This window comes from Pontibacter chitinilyticus (assembly GCF_039748935.1).
In the GTDB taxonomy this organism is placed as follows: Bacteria; Bacteroidota; Bacteroidia; order Cytophagales; family Hymenobacteraceae; genus Pontibacter; species Pontibacter chitinilyticus.
The window spans coordinates 56213-69863 of the sequence record NZ_JBDIZJ010000009.1 but is presented as its reverse complement, the minus strand read 5'-3'; the positions used below and the strand labels follow the sequence as shown (position 1 = coordinate 69863).

Annotated in this window: 8 protein-coding genes; 4 read left to right on the top strand and 4 right to left on the bottom strand. The window is 48.7% G+C overall.

Going from position 1 to position 13651, the window contains the following annotated elements; translation table 11 throughout:
* Both ABDW72_RS14040 and ABDW72_RS14035 read left to right on the top strand, forming a co-directional pair.
* On the top strand, nt 1-1404 hold the full coding sequence (locus ABDW72_RS14040) for an efflux RND transporter periplasmic adaptor subunit (protein ID WP_347159208.1): 1404 nt from the start codon (nt 1-3) through the stop codon (nt 1402-1404).
* A 16-nt stretch (nt 1405-1420) separates the two neighbouring features.
* Nucleotides 1421-2410: an NAD(P)H-dependent glycerol-3-phosphate dehydrogenase gene (locus tag ABDW72_RS14035; RefSeq protein WP_347159207.1), complete on the top strand. Its 990-nt coding sequence runs from the start codon at nt 1421-1423 to the stop codon at nt 2408-2410.
* A gap of 56 nt (nt 2411-2466) precedes the next feature.
* Here ABDW72_RS14035 and ABDW72_RS14030 read toward each other — a convergent pair whose 3' ends face one another.
* On the bottom strand, nt 2467-2976 hold the full coding sequence (locus ABDW72_RS14030; RefSeq protein WP_347159206.1) for a hypothetical protein: 510 nt from the start codon (nt 2974-2976) through the stop codon (nt 2467-2469).
* A gap of 141 nt (nt 2977-3117) precedes the next feature.
* Here ABDW72_RS14030 and ABDW72_RS14025 point away from each other — a divergent pair, with 141 nt between their 5' ends.
* Complete coding sequence (locus tag ABDW72_RS14025; RefSeq protein ID WP_347159205.1) at nt 3118-3510, top strand: (deoxy)nucleoside triphosphate pyrophosphohydrolase; 393 nt, start codon at nt 3118-3120, stop codon at nt 3508-3510.
* Between the two features lie 48 nt (nt 3511-3558).
* The gene (locus ABDW72_RS14020; protein WP_347159204.1) at nt 3559-4959 is read left to right on the top strand and encodes a methyltransferase RsmF C-terminal domain-like protein; all 1401 of its coding nucleotides are present in this window, start codon (nt 3559-3561) and stop codon (nt 4957-4959) included.
* A gap of 42 nt (nt 4960-5001) precedes the next feature.
* Here the strand turns inward: ABDW72_RS14020 and ABDW72_RS14015 are convergent, their stop codons facing one another.
* The 3 genes from ABDW72_RS14015 to ABDW72_RS14005 all read right to left on the bottom strand — a co-directional run bounded on the left by ABDW72_RS14015 (nt 5002) and on the right by ABDW72_RS14005 (nt 13524).
* A complete protein-coding gene (locus ABDW72_RS14015; RefSeq protein WP_347159203.1) occupies nt 5002-10608 on the bottom strand; it encodes a DUF6531 domain-containing protein in 5607 nt (1868 codons plus the stop codon).
* 16 nt (nt 10609-10624) lie between these two features.
* A complete protein-coding gene (locus ABDW72_RS14010) occupies nt 10625-11503 on the bottom strand; it encodes a hypothetical protein (RefSeq protein ID WP_347159202.1) in 879 nt (292 codons plus the stop codon).
* Between the two features lie 146 nt (nt 11504-11649).
* Nucleotides 11650-13524, bottom strand: a complete 1875-nt coding sequence (locus tag ABDW72_RS14005; protein WP_347159201.1) for a hypothetical protein — start codon at nt 13522-13524, stop codon at nt 11650-11652.
* Between the last annotated feature and the right edge of the window lie 127 nt (nt 13525-13651).

Below are 13651 nucleotides of genomic sequence, written 5' to 3'. Positions count from 1 at the left end.
ATGGCTAAGAAAAAATCAAAGCTCATTCCTATCCTGATCGGTGCGCTGGTACTGATTGCTGTTGTACTGATTGTCGGAAAAAAAGCCGGTTGGATAGGCAAAGACAAAGGCGTGGAAGTGGTGCTGGCCGAAGCTAAAAGGGCCCAGATCATTGAAAAAGTAAGCGCCTCCGGCAAGGTGCAGCCCGAAACCGAAGTAAAGATAAGCCCTGACGTATCCGGTGAGATCATTGAGCTAAACGTGGAAGAAGGCGACTCGGTGGTAAAAGGGCAGTTGCTGCTGCGTATTCGCCCGGACAACTATCAGTCGTTTGTGGATGCACAGGAAGCGCAGGTAAATACGGCACGCGCTAATCTGGCCCAGGCAAAAGCGCGGCTTGCCCAGGCGCAGGCCAACTTTACCCAGTCGGAGCAGAACTATAACCGCAACAAGCTGCTCTACGATAAAAAAGTTATTTCCGAAGCTGATTTCCAGCAGGCTAAAGCAACGTATGAGTCCGGAAAGCAGGAGGTAGCATCGCTTAGCCAAAGCATTCGTGCTGCAGAATTCGGGGTGCAAAACGCCCGGGCATCTTTAAAAGATGCCCGCGAAAACCTGAATAAGACTACCATTTATGCGCCTGTGAGCGGCACAGTTTCCAAGCTAAACGTAGAACAGGGCGAGCGGGTGGTAGGTACTTCGCAGATGGCTGGTACCGAGATCATGCGTATTGCCAACCTGAACAACATGGAGGTGCGTGTAAACGTGAATGAGAATGACATCATCCGGGTAGCATTGGGAGATTCGGTTATTGTGGAAGTGGACTCTTACGCCAGCCAGGATGAAAGATTCAAAGGAGTAGTTACGGCGATTGCCAATACGGCTAAAGATGCCACAACACTGGAGGCTGTGACCGAATTTGAGGTTCGCATTCGCTTGCTCAATGAGTCGTACAGCCACTTGGCGGAAACGAAAAGCCGTCCTTTCCGCCCAGGCATGACCGCTTCAGTGGACATCATCACCAACAAAAAAGACAATGTGCTGTCGGTGCCGCTCGCTGCTGTTACCACGCGGTCAGCAGATTCTACGGCTACAGCAGGTGGTGCACCAGCAGGCGGAAATACCGATGCAGATGCAGCAGCAACAGGATCAAAAGCATCAGCTCTATCGGCAGCAGCACCTGAAGAAGTAGTATTTGTGTATGACAGTGGCACCAACAAAGTAAATGCTGTTAAAGTAAAAACCGGTATCAGCGACTTTGAGAATATCCAGATACTAAGCGGCATTAAGGAAGGGCAGAAAGTAGTGGCTGGTCCGTTTAGAGCCGTATCCAAAACGCTGACCGATGGTGCCCTCGTAACAGTTAAAGACCCCAATACCCTCGATAAGTCTGCCATAGCCGCAGATGATACAAACAAGGAATAAGCTTAGAACCCACAATTTGGAAAAAGTAGCTGTCATAGGAGGGGGAAGCTGGGCAACCGCTTTGGTTAAAATCCTTTCCGAAAACAAATCAGAAGTACACTGGTGGATGCGCAACAAACAGGATGTGCAACACCTGACCAGTTACCGGCACAACCCGCGCTACCTCAGCCAGGTGTCGTTTGACCTAAATTTTGTAAAGCCCAACACCAACTTACAGGAAGTAGTTGCTGCTGCCGAATGGATCATACTTGCGGTACCTGCTGCTTTCGTGCAGCAGGTACTCAGCAGTTTACCGGAAAACATATTGGGAGGTAAGGTGGTAGTATCGGCAATCAAAGGCATGGTGCCCCAGCATAACATGCTGATCACGGATTATGTGGAGCAGCAGTTTCAGGTACCCGGCTCGCATTTGCTGGTGATTGCAGGCCCTTGCCATGCAGAAGAAGTGGCGCTCGAAAAGCAATCATACCTGACGATAGGTTCGCATAACCTGGCAACAGCCGAACGCTTTTGCCGCCTGCTGCGCAACCGCTACGTGAAGGCTAACCCGCTAGACGACCTGGACGGAATAGAGTACTGCGCAGTGATGAAAAACATCATTGCCCTGGCCTGCGGCATTGCCCGTGGCCTGAACTTTGGCGACAACTTTCAGGCGGTGCTGGTATCCAACGCCATGTTTGAAATAGAACGCTTTCTGGACGCCATCATGCCCCTTCACCGTGCATTAAGTGGTTCTGCTTACCTCGGGGATTTGCTGGTAACAGCTTATTCCCAATTCAGCCGCAACCGTACTTTCGGCAATATGATCGGGCACGGCTATTCGGTAAAATCAGCTCAGATAGAGATGAACATGATTGCGGAAGGGTATTATGCAGTGCAGAGCATCTATGAACTGAACAAAAGCCTGCTGGTGGATATGCCGATCACCAAAGCGGTTTACCTCATTCTGTATGACCGCATTTCTCCGGCTGTCGAATTTGAAATTTTAAAAGAAAAGCTTAAGTAGCGCTTGCTATACTTGAGAGAAAGGCTGTTCTTTTTAGGAGCAGCCTTTCTCTTTTATCAAGCTTGTTTAGACTTCAGTTGAATCGTATCGCCTAAGGTTCTGTAGAAGGCCATTACTGTTAGCGATATGGCCTCACATGCAGCCAGCACAGTTAGCAACAGGTATAATTCTGTTATCTGAAGGCATGACTTCCCCTTTACCTCCAGTAAAACAAGGATGATATAGTTGAATAAAACCCCGCAAAGCGCCAGCATAAACGCCCGTGACAGCATGCTGGCTGGTAGGCGGTCTACCAGGGTCTGGCTCTTCAGGTGCCAGTGCAACGGAAGTACTTTCTGCTTGCGGAGGCCCTGGCGTGTAATTTTAGTTACTGTAAGCCCAAGTCCGAAACCTGTAATTCCTCCGCAAGCAATGAGAAAAACAGCCATACTTGTGGGACCCCATAAGCGTACATTTTCCTGTTCTCCCCACAGCAGTGAGGCCACACCGGTCTTCCAAAGGATATTGAGCAGCGTGTTAATTAAACCCATCGAAAGCATAAAGCTATAATTCTGACTGATCCTCATACGTTCGCATACCTGTACCTGCTTTTTATTACTGCATTTAGCCCCTGGAGGGATAATTTTTTGCAGAAGAACCCAGGAAATTATACTTCCTTTAAGATGGAGGCACCGTATACTTGCCTCAGTTTAGCCGATCAAACCTGTATGATAAAAGTTACCTGTGCTATTTTAGAACACCAGGAGCGGGTGCTGGTAGCCCAGCGGAGCCCGACCATGTCGCAGCCCTTGCTGTGGGAGTTCCCGGGTGGTAAAGTAGAACCTGCCGAACCAGAAAAAGCGGCACTTGTGCGGGAGATAAAAGAAGAACTACACTTGGAAGTGGATCCGGTGCAGCGCCTTACGCCCGTACAACATGCGTATGGCGAACAGCAGATCGAGCTTATCCCGTATATCTGCCATTATAAAAGCGGCGAGATCCTGCTGCTGGAGCACTCTGCGTACGAGTGGGCTGAGTTGGAGGCACTGCCCAAATATGACTGGTGCTCCGCAGACCGACCCATTGTAACAGCATACCTTCGCCTAAAAAGCGGCCTGTAGGCAAATAGGTTTTTCCCAGCCTGAATTTGCCGTACCTTTATAGTTGATATGGAACTACCTACCACCTTTGCTGACCGCATGCACCGCCTGCTGGGACCTGCTTATCAACAGTTCGAAGCTGCCCTGGAGCAGGCGCCTCCGGTGAGCATCCGGATAAACCCCAGCAAAACGGATGCTAAAGGAGTGAAATTGCCCAAAGTACCCTGGGCAACCAATGGCTACTATTTACCTGTAAGGCCGCAGTTTACCCTGGACCCCTTGCTTCATGCCGGTGTTTATTACGTGCAGGAAGCAAGTTCTATGTTTCTGGAGCAGGCCCTGCAGCAAACACTTGATTTAACACAGCCGCTGCAGGTGCTGGACCTGTGCGGAGCCCCTGGCGGTAAATCCACACACCTGGCGAGCTTGTTGTCCTCTGATAGCCTGTTAGTATCAAATGAGGTGATTCGCAGCCGGGCTTCTATACTTGCCGAGAACATTGCCAAGTGGGGAAGCGGCAACGTACTAGTCACCAGCAACGATCCGCGTGATTTTAGAAGGTTGGAAAACTTTTTTGATGTAATGGTAGTGGATGCACCCTGCAGTGGCGAAGGTATGTTTCGTAAAGATTCGCAGGCGGTGCAGGAGTGGTCCGAAGAAAACGTGAAGCTATGCGCCCAGCGGCAGCAGCGTATCCTGCTGGATGTATGGGATGCATTGAAACCCGGAGGCGTACTTATTTACAGCACCTGCACCTGGAACAAAGCAGAAAATGAGCAGAACATGGCCTGGCTGGCTGCACAGGAGGGTGCCCAAAGTATAAAGTTGTCGCTGCAACCGGAATGGGGGGTAGTGGCTTCGCAACTGGACGAAGTAGAAGGATACCGCTTTTACCCGCACCAGGTACAGGGAGAGGGCTTCTTTATCGCTGTAATTCGGAAAGCAGGAGTGGCAGCAGAAACGTATGGCCGCAGCAAAAAAAAGAAGTATAAATTAACCGTAGCGGGCAACAAAGAGCAGGCGCTGGTGCACGACTGGCTGCTGGAGCCGGAGCAGTATACCTGGGTACAACATAATGAAATCATTTCTGCTATTCCGGCCGGTTTATTTGAGGCTGCTGACGAGGTTTATCAGAAATTATACGTGGTGTATGCCGGCACTGAAGTAGCCGAAGTGAATGGCAAAAAGCTGAAGCCTCTCCAAAGCCTGGCGCTGGCACAGCACCTGAACAAATCTGTATTTACAAGTATAAACCTTACCCTGGAGCAGGCCCTCCGCTATCTGCGCAAAGAAGACGTGTTCCTTGACTCCGGAGGTAACGATTGGCTGCTGCTCCAGTACCAGGACCGGCCACTTGGCTGGGCAAAACAGGTAGGAAACCGCATCAACAATTACTATCCAAAAGAATGGCGCATTCGCATGGAACTGCCATCGGAATTGCCGGAAGCTATTTTGTTGAATTTGTTATAAGCTAGCATACTAATTTGGGGCATTTTTATAGTATGGAATGGCTTATTTACTTTGGAGCGGAACTGTGACAGCCTCATTGTCACCCGAATTCAACAATGCGCTTCCGAGTTTATAGCTGCCAATGCCAGTGCCCGCCAGAATACTGCCAATAATACCCCTAAAAGCAAATTCTCTCCCAAATCTTCCACCCATCCAGGTATTTAATGGGCCAGGTATCTCAAGCAGGTTAAAACCGGCATTCCGGAGCCCCTGCGGTACCCATGTCGATTGATTTTGGAACCAAAGGTGGTGTAAGGCTTTCCCATCGGCGCCTCCACTAACGCGCCAATACTGCTTGCTCACATTTGAGAATTTCCCGGGATTCCAGAAAACTTTTGTCCAGTCATACTGAATTCGTGGATTAAGGAGCATTTCACCTGTATTGCCAAACGCCCTCCAGTTTCCACCTAATGCTCTGTTGAAGATCTGGCCTGCCCCTTCTATCAGGGGCGTTCCTACATACTTGAGACCTGAACCTACCACCGGTATTCCTCCTCCAATCAGATAATCGGTCGCTATTGTTTCGTTGCTGACGGGGTCGATATACTCCGGAAACATACCATTGAAACCGTAACGCCCGATTCCACCGGCAACAGCGCTCGAAGTTCCATACATCACAAAAGTCTCCGTAGCTGTAAGCGTTGTAACAGCTCCACTTCCTGTCGCGAAAATACCTGTGCCGCCATAAGCCAGAACAGCCTCGCCACCTACTACTGATACCCCGCCAATAGCAGCGCCGCCAAATGTTTGAGCAAGGGGCCGGGTAATTCCCGCTGTGCCTTCATACTTTTCAGGTTGCTGTGTGGCGTCGTATACACTGTACCCGGCTCCAAGCAAGGCACCGCCAATGACAAAGACGGCTACGATCAGGGGCACCACCTCGCCTGTAGGGTCTATGCGATCGTCTGGGTTCTGCGCTGCATATACATACAAAGAAGCAGCATCTTCATACCCATTGGGGTCCGGAGATAAAAAGATGCCATCAGCAGGGTTCATCAATCTTCTTTTTGAAAGGTACAAGCCCGTTGATGCCAGGTAGCGCTGACCACCAAATAGAGGTTCTACCCCAAAGGCTGATGATGATAAAAGAGCGCCAGCCGGATTAAGGATGGATGGCTTTCCAAAAGCATCATAACGGTATGCCTCTACCAAATTACCATTGATGTCGGCCAGTCCGATTAGGTTATAGCGCCCATCTATTAGCGTGTAATGGGTTTTTGCAGCGGTATGATAAGCAACAGGAACGCCGCTTGCTGGATGAGAAGTTATTTGCCTAGTTACAGTGCCATTTTCATTTTCCTGCGCCACAAAGGCTCCCAGATAGTTAAACGACCTGACCGGTTTTCCGGATTCAGCAATCATACTTGGCCGGTTAAATGCATCGTAGGTGATGCTGCATAACAGATTTACGCCTGATCTGATGGTAGCAACCCGGCCGAGTGCATCGGTGCTGAACGTCAGGACGCCGTCGCTTTGTACAGCGCCATCGCCTGTGTATGTGTAAGTATGCACTCCGTCGCTTTGTATCCTGTGCCCCGGCAAATAAGTATAGTTCTTATCGATACTGCCCGTTTCTGTATACTTCAGGCGGGCATCAGCCAGGTTATATGCATATGCTTCTGTGTGCGTGGCAGTAGTGGCGGCTGCTTTTACGGAAGCAACAGCCATGTCGTGCTCTGCCTGCGTGTGAGCAGCCGAAACGGTAGCACTGAAATGGCCTTTTGCAACGATAAGGCGGTACTTGGAATCGAATTCAAAGTACTTATTTACCGGCTGCTGCCCTAGGAGGGCTTCTACTTTCCTCCGGTTGGCTTTATCGTACCTGTATTCTGTTTGTTCCTGCATGCCAGCCGGGCTGCGCAGGGTTAATTCAGTTAATCTTTTCCGTTCGTCATACTTGTTGCTGATTTTTAGATTTCCCTGGAGTGCTGTTTCACCGATGCAAACAGCGCCACTTGGGGTAAAAGCCGCAAGTATGTTTCCTCCTGAGCCAAGTGTGCCATGCAAGGTTTCCTCTATTTTAGAGACGACTCCATTCAGGTTATGCGTATAAACTTCTGTTCGGCCATCCATAAATTCTTTTTCCACTACGCCTGTCTTGTCGCTGTAACGGCATTGGATAGTGCTGCCTAGTGTGGTCTCTGCTGTTAACCTGCCCCGGCTGTCATACTTTCTTACAATCTCCTCTGTGCCCGCTTTTGCCGTCACTACGCGATCTAAGCCATCATACATAAACTGATGTTGCGGCAGTGCCACTACTGAGGCAGGAACCACTGTATTGTTGATGCTTATCAACCGGTTAGCTGCATCATAGGTGTACTCAAATGCCACACCACTGCCGAGCTGTTCTTTTATAATTTGGCCCTTGTCGTTAAAGGTTCTGAGACTGGAAAAGCCGTTCGGGTAGGTTGTTTTGTTGTTGTGGCCTACGCTGTCGTAGAAGTAGGCGGATACTTGGCCCGAGGGATCAACATAGGCAGTTGGGCGCGACATCACATCGACTATCCATCGGTGCGTTATAGCTAAACCGCCTGCGTCGTATACTTCCTGCTGCCGGTCGCCAAAAGAATTATAGTGTATTTCTTTTACAAGGCCCAGGTAATCCGTCTGGCGGACAACCAAATCCCTGTCGTCGTATTCAGTTATGATCTTTGCCCCGTCTGGTTCAACCAGTTCTGTCTGCCGGTTCCGCTCGTCATACCTATATTTTTTAGTAATGATTGATACTGTTCCATCAGGTTCTATATCATGGCTTTCCGTCCTGATCCTGTTACCATTATTGTCATACATATAGTGCGTTTCATTGCCCATCGGGTCTGTCTCGGCAATCAGCCTGCCTGGTCCATCATACTTCAGGGTTTTGGTTCCGCCTCTGCTGTCTTCTATCTTTTCAATCCTGTCCAGTTTATCATAAAAAAAAGCAGTACTTATACTTACAGCTGTTGAGGGGTCTTCAGAAAAGGCCTGAATTGTTTCCGTAATCTTCCTGTATTTCTCATCATAAGTATAGCTTTTCTTTGAAAGCTGCCGACGGCTCCCAAAGCCGTCGGCACCTCTAACTTCTTCCGATTCCGGCAAATCTCCCTTAGCCCATTTATACCAAATTTCTGTCTGATTAGGCCGGGTTACTTTGCTGATTCTTCCAAATCCATCATATTCATACTTCATTATAGCCCCGGAGGCATCTGTTTCCTGCGCAAGCTTTCCGTTCCTGTCATAAACTTTTCTGGTAACAAGTTCAGCTCCATCTTTCCCTTTTATCACTTCCCGGATCAGGAGGCCTCTTTCATCGTATGATCTTATGAGCCTGCTTCCATCGGGGTTTATAGTTTCTTCTGGCATGCCTCTGAAATCGCAACGTATTGCCGATATGCGCTTTTCGCTGGTATTGCTGCTTTCGTAAAATTTGATCGGATACCCCAGTACATCCCGCTCATACGTATCTATAATCTTACTGCCTGTTACAAGCGGATCAGTGAAGGAGCCTTTAGGCCGTTCTATTCCAACAATCTTTCGGTCCGTATTATAGTGCAGCACAGATTCAGCAGAGCTGCCATTTACGGCAGGCAGGACAGTTTGCTCAGCCAGGCCTAAGGCGTTGATTATTCTTTTGGTGAGATTGCCGTTGCTATCTGTTTTCTCCGCCTCAAAACCAAAAACATTGTAGCCAATCTCCTGGATAATGTTCAACCCGCCAGCATCTAGAGTAGCTTTAATTAACCTGTTTTTTGTATTGCCCGTACTGCCGTATACCATTTCCTGCCGCACGCCATCCGGCTGAATGATGGCTTTTACCTGCCCGTTGCTGTAATACTCGTACTTTGTGGTGCTCTTTTGCAGGCTTCCATCCGGCAGCGTGACATCTGGCGCGATGATTTCAGCCAGTTTACCTGAATTGTCAGGGGCTGCGGGCGCTATATCAAAATCATACTTATAGCGGGTGACGGCATTTGCTTCATTTTTTTCTTCTGTCAACAGCTGGTAAAGGGGCTCATACTTTCCCTGCCAGATGATGCGGCTGGGGGCGGGGAAACCTGAAGCAGAAGTAAGTTCTTTTTGCAGCAACCTCCCTCTCATACAAGGATCAGCGTTGCTGAAATCATAGGTGTTGATTTCCTGGCTGCCATCCGGCTTTGTAGTTATAGCAAGATTGCCCTGTAGGTCAAACTCATACTGAAAAGTCGCTACCCGAAATGAGTTGTCTTTGTTCAGGCGGAACCGGCGATCCAGTAAATCTCCGCGATAATTAAACGTGTATGTCTCCAGGCTGAAGTCGGGGTTCAGCACCTCCACCCGAACAGCGGGAATATTCATAAACAAAGCGCTTTCGGGTACCCATTGCAGCTGCGTATACCGGAACTGGTACAAAAAGCCGCCGTATAGTTGTTCTGTTATCCTCGCATAGCTCCAGGAGGCCGGGTCCTGCTCATACTTATTTTCCAAGTATACATTCCCGAGAGCGTCTTCTACGCTGATAATGTTGTGCCTTAATTCGGGCAGGGCATAGGGCTGTTCGTAATGGTAAATTTTCGTGATGCCTTCAGGATGATCTGTGATGGGAGGGGAGGTTACATGCGTCAGTTGCATGGTTTGTTCATCATGTTCATACAGGAATTTTCTGCCGGCATTATCCGTCACTTCCACCAACAGGCCACAGGCATCATACCTGAAACGAAAGAACCTGTCATCTTCATCCCTTACTTCAGCAAGTTTATCTTCAGCGCCGTACGTAAAAGCCAGTATGTTGCCGTGGCGATCCTGTATGTTTTTTACCGGAATACGTTCTGCATCGAGCCAGCCACTGGGCCGCTCAAATCGCGTAACTGTCCCGCCTTCGCCAGTGAGATCATACGCCTGAATAAGGCCCGTAACCGGCGTTAACCTTTCAAAAATTCCATTAGGAGGTTCGTAGTTGGTGCCGTCGAATTTAAAAATTGCTTCATGCAAGTTTCGCCATAAGGCGATGCTCCCATCGTTTAGTTCACGCACATACAGGTTATAGTTGTGATCCCAGTTCCAGCCAAAAGGGCCGTAGGCAGCAGCGCCACTGCGATAGAGTCTGGTAAAAGCCAGCAGCATCAGGGTATGAGGGATTTCCATATCTGTTTCCTGCATGTAAAAAGCGCCGGTAAAGAGATCCACCGGGTCGCCGGCATTTGTTTTTACCTGCGGTTGCTCCCCGCCATGGGTTTTATTGGCTTCGCCATCAGTGGGCCGTGTAGGTTCTTCAGTTGGAGGAGGATTTTGCTTTGATCCGCTTTCCGCGGAATCCGGCTCCATGCCTCCAGCTACCTTAGGCGCAGGGGCGCCTTGTTTATTCGCAGAATCGCCTTCTGGTGTAGCCGGGCTTACTTCAGAAGGACTTGTGCCAGTATCGGGTTGCGGGGTAGTGTTGTTTGTGGTCGCTTTGCATTCCTCATCCAGCTGTGCCATGGTATTCTTTTTTGCATTTATTCCTGCACCTGGATTGGCTGCCTGAGAGGCATTCAGGAACCCCTTCATCTGGCAGGCATCTACAGGACCATATTCATCACCCGGATTATAATGTTTCCCACCATAATCGAATCCTTTGCTGGACTCATACAGCTTAAATATGTATTTACCTGCCATGATTTCAGACCTTATGTCATGTGATAGCTACAACCACTGCTTCTTTTCCATTCCAAACCACATCTCCATCGTTAATATTAATCTCTGTATCAAGATCTCCAGAAGCGTTCTGCTTAAAAGACCTCAGGTCGCTCTCTATTTTACAGCATTCGGCCTCCGTAAATCTTCTGCCTCGGACAGCGGCTATCTGTGCGGGGTTATTGTCGGATGTTAAAAACCTTTCAACCAGAATATATTGCACGCTGCTGCTTTCTTTGCCTGATATTACATGAATTTCCTGTGCTCCCGTGACAAATTCATTCCGGGTAACAACTACCTCGATCCATTTACCGAAATACTTCAGTTTTATACTTTTGATATCATATACCTGCGCCATGTTGATGGCCGGGCACATTTTGGCTATAGCCTGCATCTTCTCTGACGTATGTTTCAATTCCAACCCTCCAGCCTTATCGCGTGCTACGTTTACCACAAATCTGTCAGCAACGGAATGATCTTTAAGCAGCAATCCAACCAGCCAAACGCTGGAAGTATGGCCTTCTTTGATGTTCCATACTTCGGCTGCTAACTGTTTTTTTTTGGAGAATTTGCGGATATAATACGTCAAGTAATTTCTGACGGCAGCAGCAGAATGATTAAATGCCAGGAGTTGACAGGTGTAAGCGTATTCCTGTAACAGGGTCAGTTCCGGCGCTTGGGGGAAGGCCGCTGCAGCATTAACGGCGTGGGCGTAGTGATACCACACGTTGCTGTTTACTTTCTCCTCTTCAAACTTATCAAGAAGGCCCCGGCTGATAATGCCATGAAAAGGTTCAGCATCACCTGTCACGAGGCTATCCTGTTCATCCAGCGAGAATGGAACTTTATCAGGACCGTAATAGAAGGAATATTTCATCATGCTGTAATTTAGGAACTGTTCACGTTATGCATCTTGGGGGTCCTTATAGTTACAAGGTATAGCACGAAGATGCACAATGTGAAAATCGCAAAAGATAGTGGAGATTACTTCCGGCGATAATAACGCTTCAGATAATTTTATAATTACTCGGCTTTGCTATCACCACCGAACATTCTGCCCATCTGGCGTTTAGACAGCCATGCTTCCCTGGGGTCGAAGTTTGTATGGCTTACCCCCGTAATGGCATTTCTTAAATCAATGGCTTCTTCATCGTTCAACGACAAAACATCCTTCAGCATTTCGAAAGGCATGGCAAGCACATCTTTTAACTTTACCTCCGGATTAAGTCCTGAAAACTTGTCTCTTAAATTTTCGGGTATATTTCGGGCGTCTCTTACCGGCACATCATATGTTTCTTTGACTATGTTGTGCAGCGTTTTGCTGGCAAAGTTTGTCTGCGGCAGGTGCACAAACGTTTCATACCGGTTTTCAAAATCTGTTCTGCTGTTAATCATTCCATCCCTGATTTCATCACGAAGCCTGTTGGCTGCCACAATCGGCATCTTTCCGGCCGATAGCAGGCTTCGATTACGATCAATCTGAAACAGGCTGTGCTTCAGAGGCTTTTCATAAACGATGCCTTCGCGTACCCGAAATTCTCTGGGGCAGCAGCACAGCTTGCGGCCGGTAATAAAGAGTGTGTCTTTACTGCCTGTTACTACCGGAGTTTTAGATTGAAGGTATACCGTTGCAGTAGCTTCCAGCCGGGCATCGTATACCTGGTTATCGCCAAAATCGTCCTGAAAGTGTGCTGTAACCTTTCCCCACAGAATCGCATGGCTGGCGTCCTGTTCCGTAATTTTACAGTCATCCACTCTTCGGTCCACATTCCGGGTAACTGGGCCAACAGATACAATTTCAAAGCCGTTCGGAGCTGTAAACAGAGACTGATCCTCTTTAGACCTGTCTTCAGTGTTGTCCGAATTGTTGCGGTCCAGTTCGTCGCCGGATTTACCATCAAAGTTCTCGTAAACAGTCAGGCTGATCGTGGCCTGGCGGGTTTCCCTCTCCGTAATTGGCACTTTGCCGATGTGGGCAGTTTCCAGGTATACTTCCACACATATGTTTTCCACTTCTTTTGGCCGTGCCACCACAAACATGAATTCCTGTATACCCTCTATGCAGCGGGGGCCGTTTACGAAGGTGTGCTCCGTATCGACGGTGTGGGGTCTGGGAAGCAGGAAGAACAGGGCCCGGTTGTGACCCAGGTGATAGCTGTCCAGCTGATGATATAGTTGCGAGATCTGGGAACTGAAGGAGAAAGTTTCCCGTTTTTCCTGCCCCACATCCTCCGAGCGTGCAACCATGCTTTCGTCCGCATTCATGCGCTTGGTTCCCCACTGTCCATTAGGTGCCGAGTAGTTGAAACCACCACCTGTTCCTGCAAAGGATCCCTGTGAGCCAAATCCGCCGCCGCCCATATCAATATCAAACACTTCCACTGACTGGGTAGTCCCGGCTGATTTGGTTAAATTTAGCGCCTCGATAGATCTTGACATACTTTCTTTGGTATCTGTAGCTGTCTCATACAGTTCCCGCTTTTTGGGCTCAAAATCCATGAAGTATGGAAAGTCCGCCAGCCGGGTGTCACTGTTTTCCGGGCCAACCGTTACCTCCAAAACAGCCCCATGGCAGGCATAATATTTTTGCAGCACCTCCAGGTAGTCCTCAATACCCGGCTGGTCTCGCCAGTAGCTTCTGAGCCCCTTGTAACTCAGCCCGATTTCATTCGGGTCTTCCTGGTAGCCGGCAACGGTGCAGGTTACTTTCAGGTAGCTGACCGTCAGTCCCTCGTAGTTTTGGTACTCTTCCTCGGGCTTATACTCAAATACTGCAATGGATGAACGCCACCTCAACGGCGATTTCTTGTCGCACAACTTGTCGTCCAGCATGTCTTGGCTCACGCATTTCCGTACCCAGGGAATATCTGTTGGGAGATTTAGTTTAAAGTTTGACATATAATTGTAAATAAATGATGAGATGTATGAACACAGAATACCGGGTAGGGCAGAGACAAAAGCAAGTTGGCTTTGCTCAGGCTTGCATTAGAGTGAAGGGCGGCAGTGATTTGTTAGCTTTATACTT